Genomic DNA, 19,854 nt, shown 5'->3' with positions numbered 1-19,854 from the left:
GGTTACTGAACCGGGAACGTGCGTCCGCGTTCGGCTTCGGGGCGCGGTCCGAGGATGCGGCGCTCGCGCTCCTCGATGGGCACGTCGTTGATGCTGGCCTCGCGCCGGGTCATCAGCCCCTGCCCGTCGAACTCCCAGAGCTCGTTGCCGTACGAGCGCCACCAGCGGCCGTCGGCGTCCCGGCACTCGTACTGGAAGCGGACGGCGATGCGGTTGCCGTCGTAGGTCCACAGGTCCTTGCGCAGCGCGTAGTCCAGCTCGCGCCCCCACTTGGCGGTGAGGAACGCGACGATCTCCTCGCGGCCGGTGAGGAAGGTGTCGCGGTTGCGCCACACGGAGTCCTCCGAGTAGGCGAGCGCCACTTTGTGCGGGTCGCGGGTGTTCCAGGCGTCCTCGGCGGCCTGGACCTTCTGCTCGGCGGTGTGACGGGTGAAGGGCGGCAGGGGCGGGCGGGCGGCCATGGGCTTCCTCCTGGTCGGCGAGCAGGTCGAGAACGCACGCTCCCACAGTGACGGAAACGCCCGGGGAACGTGCGCTCTCCCGTCGGCCCGGCCGGGACCTGTCGTTCAGCCCGGCCCGGCGGCGCGGTGGTCGGTCGGCCGGGTCCGAGGTGGTCAGTCGGCCGGGTCCGACAGGGTGATGGCGCCGACCGGGCAGGCCTTGACGGCCACCTTGACCATCGGGTCCCCCGCGCCGTCCTCCCGGCCGGGCAGGACCATGCTGAAGCCGTCGTCGTCCTGGGTGAAGACGCCGGGGGCGGCCAGCGCGCACTGGCCCGCCCCGATGCAGACGTCCTTGTCGATGTCGATACGGTCGATACTCATGACCAGAGCCTCTTACCAGGTCACGGGGAGTTCCAGCATCCCCTGGATCGTGTCGCCGGGCTTGAAGGGGATGTCCTCGGCCGGGGCGGCGAGACGCAGTCCGGGCAGCCGCTGGAACAGGCTGTGCAGGGCGATCTCCATCTCGGCGCGGGCCAGGTTCTGGCCGAGGCACTGGTGGATGCCGAAGCCGAAGGCGATGTGGTGCCGTGCGGAGCGCGCGAAGTCCAGCGTGTCCGGTTCGGGGTAGGCGTTCTCGTCGCGGTTGATGACCGAGGTCGAGAAGAGCACACCCTCGCCGGCCCGGATCGTCACGCCGTCCACCTCGATGTCCTCGACGGCCTGCCGCAGCAGCCCGTCGGCGATCGACAGCAGCCGCATCAGCTCCTCGACGGCGGCGGGCAGCAGCGCGGGATCGGCGCGCAGCTCGGCCAGCCGTTCGGGGTGCCGGAGCAGGGTGAAGGTGCCGAGCGAGATCATGTTGGCGGTGGTCTCGTGGCCGGCGACGAGCAGGATGACACCGAGGGAGATCAGTTCGTCGCGGTCGACCTCGCCGTCGCCCGTCCGCCGGTGGATCAGATCGTCGAGCACGCCGGAACCGGGCGGCTCCTCGCGCTTGCGGTCGATCAGGTCGCCGAGGTACCCCTCCATCCGGGCACGGGCGTCCAGCACGTCGGCGACCTCGGGGCCGCGCAGCAGTCGGCGCGACTGCTCCTGGAAGAACTCGTGGTCGGCGTACGGGACGCCGAGCAGGGCGCAGATCACCATCGACGGCACCGGCAGCGCGAAGGCGCTCACCAGGTCGGCGGGCGGGCCCTGCGCGATCATCGCGTCGAGCCGTTCGTCGACGATCCGCTGGATGTCGGGCCGCAGCGCGGCGGCGCGCTTGACCGTGAAGCTGGGGACCAGCATCCGCCGCTGGGTGCGGTGCTCGGGATCGTCGACGCCCAGCAGGGCCGTGCGGCGATCGCGGATGGCGGCGAAGCGCGCGTTGGTGACGGGGAAGCCCGGCCGGGTGCGGTCGGTCGACAGCCGCGGGTCGGCGAGCAGGGTGCGGGCGAGGCCGTGACCGGTGACGATCCAGGCCTGGCGGCCGTCGTAGAGGGTGACGCGGGACAGTGGCCGGTCGGTGCGCAGGGGGTCGTAGGCCGTCGGCGGGTGGTAGGGACAGCTCCGGTCCTGGGGGAAGGCGACGGGTTCCGAGAGTTCCGTCATGGGAGACCTCACAGACGAAGGGTGCGTCGTGCCGATCTTCATTAGATGCCCCAGGCATCTATGGAGCGACGCGATGTTCGGCCAGATCGACTAATCGGGCAATCTGTCCGGAACCTACCGCTCCGCCGGCTCGGTTCGGGGCTCTGTGCCCACGGTCACCTGGTAATTCGGTTGTCACAGGGGACTCATCACCCCCATTATCCCGCCATGCCTACGATCCCCGCCCTGCTGCCGTCGACGCCCGCCGCCGTTGCCCCGGTGCGCGTCCAGCAGCAGCCCGGCCGCCCCGGAAGGCCCGGTCCGGTCCGGTCGTGACGGCCCCGCTCGTGGCCGGCCTGGTCGCGGGATACGGCATCGCCGTACCCGTCGGCGCGGTCGGCACCTACCTCGTCTCCCTCACCGCCCGCACCTCGCTGCGCACCGGCGCCTGCGCCGCGCTCGGCGTCGCCAGCGCCGACGGGCTCTACGCCCTGCTCGCGATGGCCGGCGGCTCCGCCCTCGCCGCCGCGCTGCGGCCGGTACTGGTGCCGTTGCGCTGGGCCTCCGCGCTGGTGCTGATCGCGCTGGCGGTCCTGGGCACGGTCGCGGCGGTGCGCACCTACCGCGGCCATCGGCTCGCCACCCGCCCCGACCCGCCTCCGCCCAGCCCCTCCCGGGCCTACCTGGGGCTGCTCGGCATCACCCTGCTCAACCCCACCACCGTGATCTACTTCGCCGCGCTCGTCCTCGGCGCCGGCACCGCGGCCACGGCACCGCCGCTGGAGCAGGGCGTCTTCGTCCTGGCGGCCTTCGCCGCGTCCGCGAGCTGGCAACTCCTGCTCGCCGGCGGCGGCGCGCTGCTCGGCCGGGCGCTGACGGGCCACCGCGGCCGGCTGGCCACGGCGCTGGCATCCAGCGGGGTGATGGTGGTGCTGGCGGTGCGGATGCTGGTGACACCGGGGTAGGGGTGATCTGGTGCCGTCCGGCGTGACCCCGGAAGTTTTCCGGGCGTTGCTCTGTTGACGGACGGTGCGATCCGAACGTACGACGCGACGATGGGACGAATGCCATGCCGCTTGAGGGCGAGTACGAACCCAGCACGCAGCAGTGGGTGCGCGACCAGGTGGAGCTGTACGAGAGCTCCGGAGGCACCAAGGGAACGACCCTGATGGACACGGGACTGCCCGTCATCCTGCTGACCACGCGGGGCGCGAAGAGCGGCAAGATCCGCAAGACGCCGCTGATGCGCGTCGAGCACGACGGACACTACGCGGCGGTCGCGTCGCTGGGCGGGGCGCCCAAGCACCCGGTCTGGTACCACAACGTGAAGGCCGATCCGCAGGTCGAGCTCCAGGACGGCCCGGTCAAGCAGGACATGACCGCCCGTGAGGTGACCGGCGAGGAGAAGGCGGCGTGGTGGGAGCGCGCCGTGGCCGCCTTCCCGCAGTACGCCGAGTACCAGAAGAAGACGTCCCGGGAGATCCCGGTGTTCGTCCTCGAACCGACCCCCGGGTACTGACCGCCCCCGGGCGGCCCTGCGGAACCGAGCGGACTTTTTCCGCTCCGGGAGGCATGGGACCGCGGCCCCCGGGCACCCGGTCCTCAGGCCCCGCCGCGCTCCCCCGTCGCGGCGGGGCTTTCCCGTGCCTCCCGCGCTGCCCGGTCGGTCACGTCGAGGAAGATCTCCCCGGTCCCGGGGCACACCCGGCCGACGGACCCCTTGATGCGCACCGCGACCTCCTCGACCTCCTCGCTGTCCAGGCCCGGCACCAGGTCGATCCGGGCGGCCACCAGGCTGGAGTCCAGGCCCGTCTTCATCGTGAACAGCGCCTCCACGCTGTCGATCTCGGGCTGCGCCCGCAGCAGGGACCGGATCCTGCCGAGCAGTTCCGGGTCGGCCGCCTCCCCGATGAGTTGGTCGCGCGCCTCGCGGCCGAGCCCGTAGGCGACGACGACCAGCAGCACACCGATCGCCATCGAGGCGGCCGCCTCCCACACCACCTGCCCGGTGACCATGTGCAGGGCCATGCCGGCCATGGCGATGGTCACGCCCAGCACGGCGGTGCCGTCCTCGGCGACGACGGTGCGCAGCGCCGGGTCGCGCAGTCCGGCCCGGCCGCCCTGGGCGCGCACCTGGTGCAGGGCGCGCAGCAGGGAGACGCCCTCGGCCACGAAGGCGACGGCGAGCACGGCCAGGCCCGCCACATAGCCGGCGAACTCCTCCTCGGTGCCGTTCCCGAGCGCCTCGACGCCCTGGAAGACGGAGAAGCAGCCGCCCATCACGAAGATCCCGACGGCCGCGAGGAGCGACCAGAAGTAGCGCTCCTTGCCGTAGCCGAAGGGGTGACGCCGGTCGGGCGGCCGACGGCTGCGGCGCAGCGCGGCCAGCAGGAAGACCTCGTTCAGGCTGTCGGCCACGGAATGCGCGGCCTCCGACAGCAGCGCGGGCGAGCCCGCGAGCAGGCCGCCGACGAGCTTGGCGGCCGCGATGACGAGGTTGGCGGCCAGCGCCACCAGCACGGTGACCCGCGTCTTCCGGTCCGGTGCGCCGCGAGGGGTGGGTCCGTCCCGGTGTGTGGGCCCGTTCTGGGGCGTGCTCCCGCTCATCCTCGCCAACTGCCCCGCCAGGCACGGCTCATACCGGTTCCGGCGGAAAAGACGGCGATCGGCCGACCCCTCGGCGGCCGGCCGTCCCGTCGACGACCGGGCCGACCGGGCCGGCCTGAGCCCATGTGCGGCCGGGCCCCGTGAGTGGCCGGGCCGCCGTCAGCCCAGCTTCGGCGACATGGACGGCAGCAGGCGCAGGGTGAAGGAGTGGCCGGCCGGGTCGGCGTAACCGCGCTCCTCGTACGCGGTCGGCGCGCCTTTGGTCTCCAGCGGGCGTCCGCCGAGTCCCACGATCCGGCGTTCCGCCTCGTCCAGGTCCTCGACCAGGAAGTCCAGGTGGACCTGGAGGGCGTTCTCCGGACGCGGCCAGCTCGGCGGGGTCGCGTTCGCGTCGCGGCGGAACGCCAGCCGGGTGCCGCCGGGGCCCAGGATCCCCACCATGTCGGCGGTGACGACGGTCTCCTCGGCCTCCAGGAGTTCCTTGTAGAACACCGCGAGCTTCTCGGGCTCGGCGCAGTCGAGCACCACGACGCCCGCCTTCACCACAGACATGTCGCCTCCGCAGGGGTCCCGGGCGCGGGGCGTGTGTGCCCCGCGCCTCCTGCGGGCCGGATGCCCCGGCCGGGCCGATTCAGTCGGCCACCAGCCACTCCCCGTCGCGCATCAGGTCCCGTCCGTCGAGCTCGTTCACCTCGCGCCAGGCCTGCACCCGGTCGGGGCGCACCCGGAAGTACAGGTAGGGCGTGGCGAGCAGCCGGGGGTCGAAGCCGGTTTTGCCCGCGAAGATCTCGGCGTCCTCCTCGGGCAGCTCCGCGGGCGGCACGGTGAGGACGGGGCCCTCGACCATCACCACGTCGCGGGTGAGGCCGATACCGAGCCGTGCCCGGCCCGTGGCGCGCAGATTGCGGCCGGTGGGGCTGGATTCCGGGGTGGCGAACAGCAGGGTGGCGCCGTCCCAGAAGAAGGAGAGCGGCACCAGGTAGGGGGCGCCTCCACCCTCGTCGGCCGTGGCGACCCAGGCGTCCACGTCGTGTTCGAGGCGGTGCAGGGTGTCCTGTTTGCGCTGCTTGGCGGGGCGTGCGGGTGGCGGGGTCATCGTCGAAGGCCTCCGGGCGGGACGTCGTACCTCACTGACGGGTTCACGTCTTCCAGTGTGACCGCCGGGCCCCCTCCCGCACCCGGATCTCCGCCGGGCGCGCCGCCGTCGGGTCGGAGCGGCGACCACTTATGACAACACCGTTGACCAGTTGTGTCCCCGGCCAGTTTCATGTGCGTTCACCGGGGCCGACCAGGCCCCCCGGTGCGAGCGGAGTACTGGCCATGACCGACAAGCCCTACGGCGCCGACCCTCCCGCGCGGCCCGCGCTGCGCAAGTCCCTCGGCGTCCTCGACGGCGTCGCGATCGCCGCGTCCAGCACGGCGGCGACCACCACCATCGGTATCGGCCTCGGGGTCACGGCCGGGGTGGTGGGCCTGCGTCTGCCGGCCATCATGCTGCTGGCGTTCGTGCCGATCCTGGGGATCGCGGGAGCGTACGCGCGGCTGAACCGGGTCGAGCCGAACGCGGGCAACGGCTATGTGTGGGTGGGGCGTTCGCTGACGCCGTGGCTCGGCTTCATGGTCGGCTGGGTGAACATCGTGGCCACGGTGGCGTTCCTCGCGTACACGACCGCGGTCACCGGGTCGGCGATGATGCAGCTGGCCGGGGAGGCCGGACTGCACCGGGTGGGCGGGCTGACGCTGGACCCGGGCTCCACGGCGCAGACCACCGCGGTCGGGATCGTGGCACTGGCCGCGGTGACCCTGACCGCCGTCACCGGCATCCGTACGGCGGCCCGGCTCCAGACCGCACTGCTCGTCTTCGAGTACGTGGTGCTGATCGGGTTCTGCGGCTACGGCATCGTCACCGGTCCGCACCCCTTCAGCCTGAGCTGGTTCGATCCCTTCGCGATCCCGTCGGCCTCCGCGCTGGCCCAGGGACTGCTGCTGTCGGTGTTCTGCTACTGGGGCTTCGACGCCGCCTTCAGCGTCAACGAGGAGGTGCGCGAACCGCGGGACGCCTCGCGCGCCGGGTTCATCACCCTGGGGACGATGCTGGCGCTGTTCCTGCTCGGCTCGGTCGCCTTCCAGCGGGTGCTGTCGCAGGACGAGCTGGCCGGTCACGGCGCCGAGGGGCTGGCCTACTTCGGCGAGCGGCTGGCGGCGCAGCCACTGGCCACGCTGCCGCTGGTGGCGCTGATGTTCTCGGCCGTCGCCTCGCTCCAGGCCGGGGTGATCCCCACGGCCCGCGGGATGTTCGCGATGAGCCGGGACCGCACGCTCGGCCCGGTGTGGTCCAGGGTCAGCTCCCGGTACGGGACCCCGGCGGCCGGCACCCTGCTGATCGGCGCGCTGGCCATGGCGGTGGCGGGGCTCGCGCTGGTCGTCCCGCGGCTGGCCGACATGATCCTGGCGACGGTGAACGCGGTGGGCATCGTCGTCGCCCTGTCGTACGCGCTCACCGCGCTGGCCGCGGCCGTGCGCTTCCGCGGGCTGCTGCGCGAGGACTGGCGGCAGGGGGTGCGCGCGGTGGTCCTGCCGGGCCTGAGCGCGGCGGCGCTGCTCGGTCTGGGCGGCTACCTCTGCCGGTCCTTCTACACCTCCGCCGACCATCTCGAACTCAGCCCGGACAACGGGTGGTTCCTGCTGCTGGCGCCCGCTGTGATGGTGACCTCCGGCCTGGTTGCGGCCGCCTGGGCCAAGTGGGTGCGCCGCTCGCCCTACTTCCGCACCGGCGACGGCACCGACGCCGACGCGCCGCGACTGCTCACCACCGCACCCTGACGTACGGGGAAACCGAGACCACGCACGCCGACGCACGAGGAAACCGAGAACATGCACGCCGACCTTCTCTTCACCGGTGGCGCCGTCCTCACTCCCGAGGGCCGCACCGCCACCACCGTCGCCGTGACCGGCGACCGCGTCACCGCCGTCGGGGACGACGGACTGCGCGAACTCGCCGGGCCCCGAACGGAGGTGGTCGACCTGGCCGGCGGGCTGCTGCTGCCCGGCTTCCAGGACGCGCACGTCCACCCGGTGCCGGCCGGGCTCGAACTCGCCCAGTGCGACCTGACCGGGACCCGGACCGCCGACGAGACCCTGGCCGCCGTACGCGCGTACGCGCTGGCGCGTCCGGAGCGGGAGTGGATCCTCGGCGGCGGCTGGTCGATGGAGGCGTTCGAGGGCGGTACGCCCACGAAGGAACTCCTCGACGCCGTCGTCCCGGACCGGCCGGTGTACCTGCCCAACCGCGACCACCACGGGGCCTGGGTCAACAGCCGCGCCCTCGCGCTGGCCGGCATCACCCGGGACACCCCCGACCCGGCCGACGGGCGGATCGAGCGCGACGCCTCAGGCGAGCCCAGCGGCACGCTCCAGGAAGGCGCGATGCAGCTGGTCGGGCGGCTCGCCCCGGTGGCCACGCAGGCCGACCGGCTGGCCGCGCTGCTGCACGCCCAGCGGGCGCTGCACGCCCTGGGCGTCACCGCCTGGCAGGACGCGCTCGTCGGGGGATTCGTCGGTCTGGACGACCCGTCCGAGGCGTACCGGACGGCGGCCCGGGACGGCTCGCTGACCGCGCGCGTGGTCGGCGCCCTGTGGTGGGACCGCGAACGCGGTGCCGAGCAGATACCCGAACTCGTCGAACGGCGGGAGGAGTTGAGCCACGGCCGGTTCCGGGCGGGCAGCGTGAAGCTGATGCTGGACGGGGTCGCCGAGAACAGCACCGCCGCGCTCCTCGACCCGTATCTGGACAGGTGCGGCTGCGCCACGGCCAACCGGGGCACCAGTTTCGTCGACGCCGCGCGCCTGCCCGGGTACGTGACGGAGCTGGACGCGCTCGGCTTCCAGTGCCACTTCCACGCGCTCGGCGACCGGGCCGTGCGCGACGCCCTGGACGCGATCGAGGCGGCCCGAGCGGCGAACGGGCCGAGCGACACCCGGCCGCATCTGGCGCACCTCCAGGTCGTGCACCCCGACGACGTGCCGCGCTTCGCCCGGCTGGGCGCGACCGCCAACATCCAGCCGCTGTGGGCGGCGCACGAACCGCAGATGGACGAGCTGACGATCCCCTTCCTCGGTCCCGAACGGGCCGCGTGGCAGTACCCGTTCGGCTCACTGCTGCGCTCCGGCGCCACGCTCGCGGCGGGCAGCGACTGGCCGGTCAGCAGCCCGGACCCGCTCCAGGGCGTCCACGTGGCGGTCAACCGGGTCCAGCCCGGCGGCAGCGGCCCGGTCTTCCTGCCGGGCGAGCGCATCGGTCTGGCGCAGGCGCTGACGGCGTACACCGCCGGATCGGCTTACGTGAACCACCTCGACGACACCGGGAAGGTGTCCCCGGGCGCGCTCGCGGACCTGGTGGTGCTGGACCGCGACCCGTTCGCGGGAGCGCCGGGGGAGATCGCCGGGGCACGCGTGCGACGGACGTACGTGGGCGGCGAACTGGTGCACACGGCCGACTAGGGCGTGGCGGGGACCGCGGTGATTACTTGGACAGGTGTCCATGTACAGTGGACACCTGTCCAAGAACATCTGTCCGCGAAGGAGAAGGCATGGAAGCCGTCGCGAGCGTGCTGGTCGGCCTGGTGGCCGTGCTGCACGGATACATCCTGGTGCTGGAGATGTTCCTGTGGCAGAAGAAGCCCGGCCGGTCGCTGCACGGCTTCGCGCCGGAGCTGGCGCGGACGACCGCCCCGCTCGCCGCCAACCAGGGCCTCTACAACGGCTTTCTCGCGGCCGGCCTGGTCTGGGGTCTGCTCGCCGACGACCCGACCGGCCGGCAGGCCCAGATCTTCTTCCTGTGCTGCGTGGTGGTCGCGGGCGCATACGGCGCCGCGACGGCGAACCGCCGCATCCTGTTCGCGCAGGCGCTGCCCGGCGCGCTCGCCCTGGCCGCCGTGCTGGCCGCCCGGTGAACCGCGGCGTGCCCGAGGACCCGCGGGCCGCGCGCACCCGGGCCCGGCTGCGGGCGGCCCTGCTCGCCGAGTGCGCCGAACGGCCGCTGGCGGAGGTCGGGGTGGCCGCGCTGGTCCGCCGGGCCGGTGTCGGCCGGGCCACCTTCTACGTGCACTACGCCGACCTCGAGGCGCTCGCCGTCGACGCCTGCGCGGACGTCGTACGCGAGGCCGTGGAGGCGCTGCACGCCTGGCGCGGCAGGCCCGACCCGGTGCACGCGCCACCCTCGCTCGCCGCGTTCTTCGACTCGCTCACCCCCCATGCCGCCCTCTACCGCGCCCTGCTGGGCCCCGGCGGCGCGGGCCCGCTCGGCCGGGTGCTCCACGGCGACCTGCGGGCCTACAGCCTGCGCGAACGCGCACTCGCGGGGGCGGCCGACGCACCCCTGGTCGCCTCGGCCGTCGCCGCCACCTTCACGGGGGTGCTGGGCGACTGGCTGCACGGGCTGCTGGAGGCGTCCGCCGCCGAGATCTCCGACCAGGTCTGGCAGTTGCTGGTGGCCCTGCACGCGAGCCGCTGAGCGTCCGTCCGCCGGCCCGGACCCGGGGCGTCACCCGGCCGACCTGCCGCGCCGCCGCCCCGCACGCCCTCGGGGCCGACGCCCCGCCACGGCCCGGTCCACCCCCTTGGCTCAGATCTTGAAAGAAGTCGGCCTCAATTCGAAGACATATGTCAATCGAACATGCTCAAATTCAGTCTTCGGAGGGTAACTTGCAGGACGGGCAAGGAAGTTGGGATCCCCGTCCCCGGAGCGGGTTGGAGGCGATGTCGTCGTGCGGGAACCGGCGCCATTCACCCGGCAGCTGCGCGTCCACCAGGACCGGGGTCACACCGTCCTGGAGTTCCACGGCGAGATCGACATCGCCGCGGCCGCGGAGATCGTCCCGCACCTGGACCACGCCACCTCAGGCCCCGAACCACGGGTCGTGATCGACCTCGCCGAGATCGAGTTCTTCGACTGCTCGGGCCTGCGCCTGCTCTACCGGGCCCGGCACCGGGTCCTCGACCGCGGCGGACAGCTCCACCTGGTCTGCACCCACCCGACGACGCTGCGCGTCCTGCGGCTCACCGGCCTGTCCCGGCTGCTGCCGCCCCGGCCCACCCTGGACGCGGCGCTGGGCCGGCCCGAGGCCACCTCCGGCACCTTATGACCCCGCCCCGCCGTCCCCTGCCGTCGACTCGGTCCGCGGCGCGTCGAACAGGGCACTGACGGACTCCCCGTTGTGGATCCGGCGCACGGCCTCCGCGAGCGCCGGGGCGATGGAGAGGATCCGCAGCTTGTCGGTGTGCTCCTCGGCCGGCACCGGGACCGTGTTGGTGCACACGATCTCCAGCACGTCGGGCTGCTCGCTGAGCCGCTTGAGCGCCCCCGCCGCGAACAGCCCGTGCGTACACGCCACCCGAATGCTGCGCGGACCCAACTCCCGCAACCGCTCCAGGAGTTCGAGCACCGTACTGCCCTTGGCGATCTCGTCGTCGAGAACGATGACGTCCCGTCCGGTGACATCGCCGATCACCGTGCTGATGCTCACCCGGTCGTCCGCGTAGCGCTGCTTGGCCCCGGCGGCCACCCGGGCGCCGATCAGCCGGGCGAAGGCCGCGGCCTCCTTGGCGTTGCCCAGGTCGGGCGAGACGACGGTGGTGCTCGTCAGGTCGTACCGGCGGAAGTGCGCGGCCAGTTCGCGGTGGGCGTGCAGATGGTCGACCGGGACCGAGAAGAAGCCGTGCACCTGGGGCGCGTGCAGGGCCATGGTGAGAACCCGGCGGGCGCCCGCCGACACCATCAGGTCCGCGACCATGCGCCCGCCCAGGGAGATACGGGGCGCGTCCTTCTTGTCCGAGCGGGCGTAGGAATAGTGCGGCATGACGACCGTGATCCGGCCGGCCGAGGCGCCACGGGCCGCGTCGCACATCAGCAGCAGTTCGACCAGGTGCTCCTGGACCGGCCGGACCAGCGGCTGGACGAGGAAGACGTCCCGCTCCCGGCAGTTCGCCTGGAGCTGGACCTCCAGGCAGTCGTTCGCGAACCTGCTCACCCGGGTGGGCCTGAGCGGCACGCCGAGATGGGCACAGAGCTCCGCGGCCAGCTCGGGGTGGGCACTGCCGGTGAAGACGGCGATGTCTCGCACGATCCGCTCCTCGTCCGACCAGGTCGCCCTGGTCACCTGGGGTCGACTCACGTGGGGCCGGTCGTACCGGGCCTGATCCCCATGCTCCACGAGCGGCGCCCCGGCCGCGAGGCGGCGTCGCGCCGCCCCCGGGCGGGACCACCGGCCGGTCGACGGGCGGAATGGATCAGCCAACCTGACTGTCTGGCAACGGAATTGGCGGGCATCCGGCCAGTAGGAAGGAGGACCGTCGACATGACCTCTTCGATCAGGCGCATCCCTCGGCGCATGCCCGGCTGGGCGAAGGTGCTCACCGCCTTCGTGCTGGTGCTCGTCGTGCTGTTCGCCGGAATCCGGCTGGCCGTACTGCCGGGGCTGCGGGACCTGTTCGGCACCGAGACCCAGGACCGCTCGGGTCCCGCACTCCTGAAGTCCATCCAGGACATGAGCCGTTACGACGCCGCCTCCGGCAACTTCCAGGTCGTCGTGGACCTGGAGAAGGATGCCAAGTACCTGCCCGACGCGCTGCACGGCAGCCGCACCCTGTACGTCGGGGCGGGCACCGTCGACGCGTACGTCGACCTCGGCAGGCTCGGCAAGGGCGACGTGACGGTGAACGACGACCGTACGTCCGCCACCCTCCGGCTGCCGCACGCCCAGCTCGGCAAGCCGGCCCTCGACCCCGACCGTTCCTACGCCGTCTCCAAGCAACGCGGTCTCCTCGACCGGCTCGGCGACCTCTTCTCGGACAACCCGAACAGCGAACAGGCCGTGCAGAAACTGGCGGTCCGGCACATCGGCGACGCGGCCAAGGACAGCGAGCTGACGGCACGGGCCGAGACCAACACCACGGACATGCTCCAAGGGCTGCTGGGTTCCCTCGGCTTCGAGGAGGTGCACATCACGTACGAAAGCTGACCGGCCGTCCGCGCCACCGCGCCAGGCCCGGCATCGACCCTGCGATGGCGGGTAACCCCCCTACAACGTCGGGAAGTTGAAGCATGGAGGAACTTATGGCCCGCGCAGCCTCCAGGCCGCGTACCGCCTTTCGATCGCGCGCCACCGGAACCGATCCGGCAGCCGCCGGACCCGAACCGTCCGCCTGGACCAGCAGGCTGCCCGGCTTCCGCTCCAGGGCGGCGAAGGCCGGGGCCAAGCCGAAGGCGGGGGCGAAAGCGAAGGCCGGGACCAAGGCGAAAGCCGACACGAAGGCGAAACCCACCACGAAACCGAAGTTCGCCGCCAGGACGAGGGCGGCCCTGAAGGCGAAGCGCGGGTCCACGGCGCGGCCAGCCCGTGACGAGCGCCGTCCGCTGCCCCTCCCGCTGCGCGCTCTGGCGATGCTGTGCGCCTTCGCGTTCATGGTGGCGTTCGCCGTCGTGCTGGCCAAGCTCACCCTCGAACCGTCGCCCGCGTCGGTGGCGCTCACGCACACGAACCTCCATCCCGGCAGCTCCCTCAAGGCCTACCTGGACCAGCCCGCGTTGCGTGACGCGGTCAAGCAGATCGGCGGGAACCTGCTGCTCGGGGTGCCGTTCGGGGTCCTGGTGCCGGTCGTGGCCCCGCAGGCCCGCGGGCTGCTGCGGGTGCTGCTGCTGACCGCGACCGTGATGCTGCTGGTGGAGTTCGCGCAGGGCGCCCTGATCACCGGACGGGCCTTCGACATCGACGACGTCATCCTCAACACCACGGGGGCGCTGGTGGGTTATCTGCTCCTGGGCCGGCGGCTGAGCCGGGCGGTACACGCCCGCAGGCGGTCGCGGTAGCGGCCGTACGAGGGCCCGGCCGGGCGCCCACCGCCCGGCCGGCCCGGCCCTCAGGTGCGGCCCCAGTGCAGCTTCCAGGTGAACTTGTCCCCGCCGACCCAGCAGACCACGTCCGGATCGTCGAGGTCGTGGACGACGATGCCGGACGCGGCCGCCGCCGCGAGGACGTCCGTGACGGTCCTCGCCTCACCGACCACCTCACCGTCGATCTCCACGATGCGAAACGGCGGGTCGCCCGGCTGGACGCCGAGCACCATGATCCGCGGACTGCCGATGTGAGGGCACGCGACTTCGGTCATGTCTTCGAGCCTAAATCGCAACCGGCGGTCGCGGGCGACGTGCGTCACCCGTCGGGCCCATCGGGTTCACCGCCCCAGTGCCCGGCCGTGGTGCGGCCCGGCTCCGGCTGGGCAACCCTGGATCCAGGAGGTGGCGATGGAGCCCGTACAGGCCCTGGAGCGGATCGCCTTTCTGCTGGAACGGTCCGCGGCACCGACGTACCGCGTCCGGGCCTTGCGCACCGCGGCGCGCGTGCTGCGGGAACTGCCCGAGGCGGAGCTCAACGGGACCTGGGCGCCGTTCCGGCTGCTGACCGGCATCGAGTGCGACATCCTCGACGACGGCACCCTCGACCAAGAGCCGGAACTGCTGGAGCGGCTCGACGTCGTCGTGGTGTCCGTCCACTCCGAGCTGCGCATGGACGCCCGGTCGATGACCCGCCGCATGGTGGCCGCCGTACGCGATCCGCACGCCGACGTCCTGGGGCACTGCACGGGGCGTCCGGTGGCCGGACGGACCCGGCCGGAGTCGGAGTTCGACGCGGACGAGGTGTTCGCCGCGTGTGCCGAGTCCGGTACGGCCGTGGAGGTCAACAGCCGTCCGGAACGGCTCGACCCGCCCGAACGGCTGCTGCGCCGGGCCGTGGCGGCGGGCGCGCTGTTCGCCGTCGACACCGACGCCCACGCGCCCGGCCGGCTGGACTGGCAGGCGCTCGGCTGCGCGCGGGCCGAGAAGTGCGGGGTGCCCGCGGAACGCGTGGTGACCACCTGGTCCGCGGACGAACCGCCGGCCTGGACCCTGGACGGCCGGGTCCCCGCGTCGGCGGCCTGACGCGTGACCCGCTCGGGGTGACACGGATCACCACGAGCGGCGGCCTGGCGGGGAACAGCGGCCGGTGATTGCCCGTTGAACCAACCGTGGGAGCGGAGGGGACAGTGTCCCCGGGCCTCAACCCTTTGCCCCCAGGGACGATCGTTCGGCTGAAGCCCTGGGGAGCCCCCGCCGCGAGGCGACCGCCCTCTGTTCCCACCTTGTGCCGCCCCGACCGTGATTCCCCCGTCCGGTCGGGGCTTTCCCCTGTCCGGCCGAGGCCTTCCCCGGTCCGGCCGCGCCCTCCCGCCGCCCGGCCGGCCTCTCCGCCGCCACCGACCGAGTTTCATTTGACTTCGAGAGCACTCGAATTCGTAGCGTCCGGGGCATGACCACCGCACAGCACAGGATCGGCTCGGGCTTCGGCGCCGAGAGCACCGCCGACGACGTCCTCCAGGGCATCGACCTCACCGGCCGGCTCGCCGTCGTCACCGGCGGCTACTCGGGCCTCGGGCTGGAGACGACCCGGGCCCTGACGAAGGCGGGCGCCCACGTGGTCGTCCCGGCCCGCCGCCCGGACACCGCCCGGGAGGCGCTCGCCGGAATGGACGGCGTCGAACTCGACGAACTGGACCTCGGCGACCTGGAGAGTGTGCGCGGCTTCGCCGGACGCTTCCTCGCCTCCGGCCGGACCGTGGACCTCGTCATCGACAACGCCGGGATCATGGCCTGCCCGGAGACCCGGGTCGGGCCCGGCTGGGAGGCCCAGTTCGCCATCAACCACCTGGGGCACTTCGCCCTGGTCAACCGGCTGTGGCCGGCGATCGCGGCGGGCGGCGCACGCGTCGTCTCCGTCTCCTCGCGCGCCCACCACTTCTCCGGCATGCGCTGGGACGACGTCCACTGGCGCCACGGCTACGACAAGTGGGAGGCGTACGGACAGGCCAAGACGGCGAACGCGCTGTTCGCCGTGGAGCTGGACCGGCTGGGCCGGGACGCCGGCGTACGGGCCTTCTCGCTGCACCCCGGCGGGATCGTCACCCCGCTCCAGCGGCACCTCCCCGAGGAGGAGATGATCGAGCGCGGCTGGATCGACGCCGAGGGCAATCTGCTGAACCCCAAGGGTTTCAAGAACCCCGAACAGGGTGCGGCGACCCAGGTGTGGGCCGCGACCTCGCCCCTGCTGGACGGCCTGGGCGGCCTGTACCTGGAGGACTGCGACGTCGCCGAGCCCGCCGTGGCGGGCGGCGAGCCGAACGGTGTGAAGGACTGGGCGACCGACCCCGCGCAGGCCGCGCGGCTGTGGACGCTGTCGGCCCAGCTCACGGGGGTCGACGCCTTCGCCGGCTGAGCACCTCGCCGTGAACTCCCCGGCCGGTCCGAGCGGGGCGCGGACGTCGTGACCGTGGCCGTCGTCCGCCGTCCGGCGTCCAGCGTCCAGCGTCCGGCGTCCGTCGCCCGGCGTCCGTCGCCCGTCGCCCGTCGCCCGTCGCCCGTCGCCCGTCGCCCCACCATCGCGGTGCGGGTCCGCGCGGACCGGGTACTCGGACAGCTCCACCCCACCCACAGGGAGGAGACCGAGGTGAGCTGCGAACCGGGTCGGAGGGTGGTCGTCACGGGCGCCACCGGTCATGTCGGTACGAGCTTGGTGCGGCTGCTGTCCGAGGATCCGGAGGTGGGCGGGGTACTGGGCCTGGCCCGCCGGCTCCCCGACTGGTCGCCACCGAAGACGGACTGGGCCGCGGTCGACCTGTCGACGGAACGGCCCCATCCGGTGAAGGAGTTCGAGGGGGCGGCCGCCGTGGTCCATCTGGCCTGGGCGTTCCGGCCGACGCACGATCCCGCCGTGACCTGGCGCACCAATGTGCTGGGCAGCATCCGGGTGTTCCAGGCGGTCGCCGCGGCGGGGGTGCCGACCCTGGTGCACGGGTCGTCCGTGGGTGCCTACTCTCCGGGACCGAAGGGACGGACGGCGGACGAGTCGTGGCCGACGCACGGCTGGCCGGGCGCCGCGTACTGCCGGGAGAAGGCCTACCTGGAGCGGGTGCTGGACACGTTCGAGCGGGAGCATCCCGAGGTCCGGGTGGTACGGATGCGGCCGGCCTTCCTCGTCCGGCGCGAACCGGCCCGCACACCGCACCGCGTCCCCGGCGGGCGGCTGCGGCCCGGGCCGTCGCCCCGGCCCGACCTGCTGCCGTTCCTGCCGGAGGTAAGGGGGCTGCGGGTGCAGGTCCTGCATCCGGACGACGCGGCCGAGGCGTACCGGCTGGCGGTGCACCGCCAGGTCCACGGAGCCTTCAACCTGGCGGCCGAGCCCCCGGTCGACACGGAGCTGCTGAGCGCGATGTTCGGCGCCCGTCCGGTACGGCTCCCGCGCACCGCGGCCCGTACCGCGGTCGCCGCCGCCTGGGGCCTGCGGCTGCTGCCCGCCTCGCCCCAGCTCTTCGACGCGGTCGTGCGGCTGCCCCTGATGGACTGCGCGCGGGCGCACACCGAGCTGAGCTGGCACCCGCGGCACACGGCGACGGAGGTGCTGGAGGAGTTCCTGCTGGGCCTGCGCCGCGAAGAGGAGACGGAGGCCGAGCCCGAGTCCTCGTGGTGGCGCAGGGCGGGATAAGAGCTCCGGACAGAAGTGGGGTCCGATCAGCGGGCGGTGTCCGGTGCGTGCGATCGCAAGGCGCCGGAAGGTCCTTGTAGCGGAGCTACCAGGGCCTTTCGGCAACGCGGCGAGGGTGCGTGCCGGGCGCCGCCCGCCGGGCCCCACTTCTGTCCGGAGCTCTAAGCGCACAGGCATGGGTACAGAACGGGGTGGGGACATTGGGCAAGGGACGAAGAGCGCGCACGCGGGGGGTCGCGGCGACCGCGGCGCTGCTGGTCACCGCGGTGGTGGCCGCGTGGACGGCGGGCTGTACGACGTCGCACCGCCCGGGTGACGACGAGCGGGGCCGTCCACGGCCGTCGGCGCACAGCACACCGGCCACGCCCAGCCCCTCCAGCGCCCCGACCCGTACGAGCAGCGGATCGGTGCTCGCGGTGAAGATCGACAACGTTCCCGCGGCCCGCCCGCAGCGCGGGCTGGACTCCGCGGACGTGGTGTACGTCGAGCAGGTCGAGGGCGGGCTGAGCCGGCTGATGGCCGTGTACGCCACCAGGTTGCCGGACGTGATCGGTCCGGTGCGCAGCGCCCGCGAGTCCGACCTGGAGCTGCTGGGCCAGTTCGACCGGCCGACGCTCGCGTTCTCCGGCGCGCAGGGGAAGCTGCTGCCGCTGATCGACCGCGCGCCGCTGCGCGCCGAGCCGGCGGACCGGGTGTCCGGCGCCTACTTCCGGGGCAGCGACCACGTCGCACCCCACAACCTGTACCTGCGGCCGTCGAAGCTGATGCGCTCGGCGCCGGGTCCCGAGGCGCTGACCACCGGCTTCCGGTACGGCGCCGCGCCCGAGGGCGGGCGTCCCCTCACCACCCGTACCGTCCGCTACCCCGCCGCCCGCGTCACCTTCACCTGGTCCGCGGACCGGCACCGCTGGCTGGTCACCCAGGACGGGACCCCGACGGTGACCGCCGCGGGCCGGCGGCCGGCGCCCGCGACGGTCGTCGTGCAGTACGTGAAGATCCGCAGGTCCGGCTACCACGACGTGCTGGGCAACTACACGCCGTACACCGAGACGGTGGGGTCCGGGAAGGCGGAGGTGCTGCGCGACGGGCGCAGCTACGACGTCCGCTGGACGCGGGCGACGGCCGCCGCGGGCACGACGTTCACGACCCCGGACGGCTCGCCGGTGAACTTCGCGAAGGGCCAGGTGTGGGTGGTGCTGGCCAAGGCGTGATCAGGTCTGACCGGCCAGGGGCTCCGCCGGGTTGCGCAGCCCCTCGGCCGCGTCCGAGACCCGGCGGATCAGCTCGAAGAACTGGGTCTGCTCCGCGGCGGAGAGCGGGGCGAGGAAGACCTGGTTCATCCGGGCGGTGCGGACGGCCAGCCTGCGGTGGGTGCGCAGACCGTCGTCCGTGAGGCGCAGCAGGGAGCGGCGGCCGTCCTGCGGGTCGCGGACCTTGTCCAGCAGCCCGCGCCGGCCGAGCCGGCTGACCACCTCGGCGATGGTGGACCGGTCCAGCCCCACCCGCTCCCCCACGGTGCGCTGGTCGAGGCCCGGCTCGGCGACCAGCGTGTTGAGCACGGCGAACTGCGGAGAGGTGATCTCCTCGGAGACCATCGTGTTCCACAGCAGGTGGTGGGCCTGCTGGAGCCGCCGGGCCAGGTGCCCGGGGTGGGTGGTGAGGTCCACCGCGGCCATATGCGCTCCCGTGGTCGTAGTCAACGGTCGTAATTCGTAGGTGCACTGAACAATACGCGACCGAGGCGGGCTCCGCCTGAGAGTGGGACAGGCGCTGACCACGTATTTCTCACGGGCCTTGACGCCCGAGCCCACCGGTGGCAGCGTGAGGGAACCTCACCGAAATACTCAGTGCGCTGACTATCTAGGAACCGCTAGGACCCCCATGGCTCTCACCCAGCAGGACATCGACCAGGAGATCGCGGCCGGACGCGCCGCCTACGAGAAGCGGCTCGCCGGCGGCGCGCCCGTGGAGCACCAGCCACGACGGGACTACGCGCCGTACCGCTCCTCGGCGCTGCGGCACCCCGAGCAGCCGCCGGTCACCATCGACGTGGCCCAGGACCCGGAGCTGGTGGAGCTGCACTCCCCCGCCTTCGGCGAGCGCGACATCACCGAGATCGACAACGACCTCACCCGGCACCACCGCGGCGAGCCGATCGGCGAGCGGATCACCGTCTCCGGGCGGCTGCTGGACCGCGACGGGCGTCCGGTGCGCGGCCAGCTCGTGGAGATCTGGCAGGCGAACTCGGCCGGCCGCTACGCCCACCGGCGTGAGCAGCACGACGCCCCGCTGGACCCGAACTTCACCGGCGTGGGCCGCACGCTGACCGACGACTCGGGCCACTACCGCTTCACCACGATCCAGCCGGGCCCGTACCCGTGGCGCAACCACGTCAACGCCTGGCGCCCGGCGCACATCCACTTCTCGGTGTTCGGCTCGGCGTTCACCCAGCGGCTGGTGACGCAGATGTACTTCCCGAACGACCCGCTCTTCCCCTACGACCCGATCCTTCAGTCCGTGACGGACGACGCCGCCCGCCGGCGGCTGATCGCCACGTACGACCACAGCCTGTCCGTGCCGGAGTTCTCGCTCGGCTACCACTGGGACCTGGTCCTGGACGGACCGAACGCCACCTGGATCGAAGAAGGGCGCTGACCGGA

Annotated in this window: 23 protein-coding genes; 14 read left to right on the top strand and 9 right to left on the bottom strand. The window is 72.8% G+C overall.

Annotated elements, in window-relative coordinates; translation table 11 throughout:
• Positions 1 to 2 precede the first annotated feature (2 nt).
• The 3 genes from ACWC24_RS26635 to ACWC24_RS26625 all read right to left on the bottom strand — a co-directional run bounded on the left by ACWC24_RS26635 (position 3) and on the right by ACWC24_RS26625 (position 2,036).
• Complete coding sequence (locus tag ACWC24_RS26635; RefSeq protein ID WP_450665395.1) at positions 3 to 461, bottom strand: nuclear transport factor 2 family protein; 459 nt, start codon at positions 459 to 461, stop codon at positions 3 to 5.
• A gap of 153 nt (positions 462 to 614) precedes the next feature.
• The gene (locus tag ACWC24_RS26630) at positions 615 to 824 is read right to left on the bottom strand and encodes a ferredoxin (RefSeq protein WP_450665394.1); all 210 of its coding nucleotides are present in this window, start codon (positions 822 to 824) and stop codon (positions 615 to 617) included.
• A gap of 12 nt (positions 825 to 836) precedes the next feature.
• Positions 837 to 2,036, bottom strand: coding sequence for a cytochrome P450 (locus ACWC24_RS26625; protein ID WP_450665393.1), 1,200 nt, complete (start codon positions 2,034 to 2,036; stop codon positions 837 to 839).
• 311 nt (positions 2,037 to 2,347) lie between these two features.
• On the opposite strand from ACWC24_RS26625, the gene ACWC24_RS26620 reads away from it, so the two are divergent.
• Together ACWC24_RS26620 and ACWC24_RS26615 are read left to right on the top strand one after the other, a co-directional pair.
• Positions 2,348 to 2,980, top strand: coding sequence for a LysE family transporter (locus ACWC24_RS26620; RefSeq protein ID WP_450665392.1), 633 nt, complete (start codon positions 2,348 to 2,350; stop codon positions 2,978 to 2,980).
• A 104-nt stretch (positions 2,981 to 3,084) separates the two neighbouring features.
• On the top strand, positions 3,085 to 3,534 hold the full coding sequence (locus ACWC24_RS26615; RefSeq protein ID WP_152894171.1) for a nitroreductase family deazaflavin-dependent oxidoreductase: 450 nt from the start codon (positions 3,085 to 3,087) through the stop codon (positions 3,532 to 3,534).
• A gap of 83 nt (positions 3,535 to 3,617) precedes the next feature.
• On the opposite strand, the gene ACWC24_RS26610 is transcribed toward ACWC24_RS26615, so the two are convergent.
• The 3 genes from ACWC24_RS26610 to ACWC24_RS26600 form a co-directional block, all read right to left on the bottom strand.
• Positions 3,618 to 4,622, bottom strand: coding sequence for a cation diffusion facilitator family transporter (locus ACWC24_RS26610; RefSeq protein ID WP_450665391.1), 1,005 nt, complete (start codon positions 4,620 to 4,622; stop codon positions 3,618 to 3,620).
• 159 nt (positions 4,623 to 4,781) lie between these two features.
• Positions 4,782 to 5,174: a VOC family protein gene (locus ACWC24_RS26605; protein WP_450665390.1), complete on the bottom strand. Its 393-nt coding sequence runs from the start codon at positions 5,172 to 5,174 to the stop codon at positions 4,782 to 4,784.
• A 79-nt stretch (positions 5,175 to 5,253) separates the two neighbouring features.
• Positions 5,254 to 5,718: a pyridoxamine 5'-phosphate oxidase family protein gene (locus ACWC24_RS26600; protein ID WP_450665389.1), complete on the bottom strand. Its 465-nt coding sequence runs from the start codon at positions 5,716 to 5,718 to the stop codon at positions 5,254 to 5,256.
• Between the two features lie 224 nt (positions 5,719 to 5,942).
• Here ACWC24_RS26600 and ACWC24_RS26595 point away from each other — a divergent pair, with 224 nt between their 5' ends.
• The 5 genes from ACWC24_RS26595 (at position 5,943) to ACWC24_RS26575 (ending at position 10,765) form a co-directional block, all read left to right on the top strand.
• Complete coding sequence (locus tag ACWC24_RS26595) at positions 5,943 to 7,445, top strand: APC family permease (RefSeq protein ID WP_450665388.1); 1,503 nt, start codon at positions 5,943 to 5,945, stop codon at positions 7,443 to 7,445.
• 51 nt (positions 7,446 to 7,496) lie between these two features.
• Positions 7,497 to 9,122: an amidohydrolase gene (locus tag ACWC24_RS26590; RefSeq protein ID WP_450665387.1), complete on the top strand. Its 1,626-nt coding sequence runs from the start codon at positions 7,497 to 7,499 to the stop codon at positions 9,120 to 9,122.
• Positions 9,123 to 9,211: 89 nt separating this feature from the next.
• Positions 9,212 to 9,574, top strand: a complete 363-nt coding sequence (locus ACWC24_RS26585) for a DUF1304 domain-containing protein (RefSeq protein WP_450665386.1) — start codon at positions 9,212 to 9,214, stop codon at positions 9,572 to 9,574.
• Positions 9,571 to 10,134, top strand: coding sequence for a TetR/AcrR family transcriptional regulator (locus ACWC24_RS26580; RefSeq protein ID WP_450665385.1), 564 nt, complete (start codon positions 9,571 to 9,573; stop codon positions 10,132 to 10,134). Before ACWC24_RS26585 ends, ACWC24_RS26580 begins: the two co-directional genes overlap by 4 nt.
• A 253-nt stretch (positions 10,135 to 10,387) precedes the next feature.
• Complete coding sequence (locus tag ACWC24_RS26575) at positions 10,388 to 10,765, top strand: anti-sigma factor antagonist (protein WP_450665384.1); 378 nt, start codon at positions 10,388 to 10,390, stop codon at positions 10,763 to 10,765.
• Here ACWC24_RS26575 and ACWC24_RS26570 read toward each other — a convergent pair.
• Positions 10,760 to 11,743, bottom strand: coding sequence for a ribose-phosphate diphosphokinase (locus ACWC24_RS26570; RefSeq protein ID WP_450665439.1), 984 nt, complete (start codon positions 11,741 to 11,743; stop codon positions 10,760 to 10,762). The genes ACWC24_RS26575 and ACWC24_RS26570 overlap by 6 nt on opposite strands.
• A gap of 234 nt (positions 11,744 to 11,977) precedes the next feature.
• Between ACWC24_RS26570 and ACWC24_RS26565 the strand changes: the two genes are divergently transcribed.
• Together ACWC24_RS26565 and ACWC24_RS26560 are read left to right on the top strand one after the other, a co-directional pair.
• Complete coding sequence (locus ACWC24_RS26565) at positions 11,978 to 12,640, top strand: DUF4230 domain-containing protein (protein WP_450665383.1); 663 nt, start codon at positions 11,978 to 11,980, stop codon at positions 12,638 to 12,640.
• 341 nt (positions 12,641 to 12,981) lie between these two features.
• Complete coding sequence (locus ACWC24_RS26560; protein ID WP_450665438.1) at positions 12,982 to 13,488, top strand: VanZ family protein; 507 nt, start codon at positions 12,982 to 12,984, stop codon at positions 13,486 to 13,488.
• Between the two features lie 50 nt (positions 13,489 to 13,538).
• On the opposite strand, the gene ACWC24_RS26555 is transcribed toward ACWC24_RS26560, so the two are convergent.
• A complete protein-coding gene (locus ACWC24_RS26555) occupies positions 13,539 to 13,787 on the bottom strand; it encodes a hypothetical protein (RefSeq protein WP_450665382.1) in 249 nt (82 codons plus the stop codon).
• A 136-nt stretch (positions 13,788 to 13,923) separates the two neighbouring features.
• Between ACWC24_RS26555 and ACWC24_RS26550 the strand changes: the two genes are divergently transcribed.
• The 4 genes from ACWC24_RS26550 (at position 13,924) to ACWC24_RS26535 (ending at position 18,405) form a co-directional block, all read left to right on the top strand.
• Positions 13,924 to 14,598 (top strand): PHP domain-containing protein, encoded by a 675-nt coding sequence (locus tag ACWC24_RS26550; protein ID WP_450665381.1) that lies wholly within the window; start codon positions 13,924 to 13,926, stop codon positions 14,596 to 14,598.
• Positions 14,599 to 14,965: 367 nt separating this feature from the next.
• Positions 14,966 to 15,928 (top strand): SDR family NAD(P)-dependent oxidoreductase, encoded by a 963-nt coding sequence (locus ACWC24_RS26545; protein WP_450665380.1) that lies wholly within the window; start codon positions 14,966 to 14,968, stop codon positions 15,926 to 15,928.
• A 231-nt stretch (positions 15,929 to 16,159) separates the two neighbouring features.
• A complete protein-coding gene (locus ACWC24_RS26540) occupies positions 16,160 to 17,194 on the top strand; it encodes an NAD-dependent epimerase/dehydratase family protein (RefSeq protein ID WP_450665437.1) in 1,035 nt (344 codons plus the stop codon).
• 191 nt (positions 17,195 to 17,385) lie between these two features.
• Entirely contained in the window at positions 17,386 to 18,405 is a 1,020-nt protein-coding gene (locus tag ACWC24_RS26535; protein ID WP_450665379.1) for a DUF3048 domain-containing protein, read from the top strand.
• Here the strand turns inward: ACWC24_RS26535 and ACWC24_RS26530 are convergent, their stop codons facing one another.
• Positions 18,406 to 18,870 carry a MarR family winged helix-turn-helix transcriptional regulator gene (locus ACWC24_RS26530; RefSeq protein ID WP_450665378.1) on the bottom strand — a complete coding sequence of 155 codons (465 nt, stop codon included), beginning with the start codon at positions 18,868 to 18,870 and terminating at the stop codon, positions 18,406 to 18,408. It abuts the gene before it with no gap.
• Positions 18,871 to 19,075: 205 nt separating this feature from the next.
• On the opposite strand from ACWC24_RS26530, the gene pcaH reads away from it, so the two are divergent.
• A complete protein-coding gene (pcaH, locus tag ACWC24_RS26525; RefSeq protein WP_450665377.1) occupies positions 19,076 to 19,849 on the top strand; it encodes a protocatechuate 3,4-dioxygenase subunit beta in 774 nt (257 codons plus the stop codon).
• Positions 19,850 to 19,854 lie beyond the last annotated feature (5 nt).

Source organism: Streptomyces sp. NPDC001443, assembly GCF_053597355.1.
This window is presented reverse-complemented; position numbering and strand designations above follow the sequence as displayed.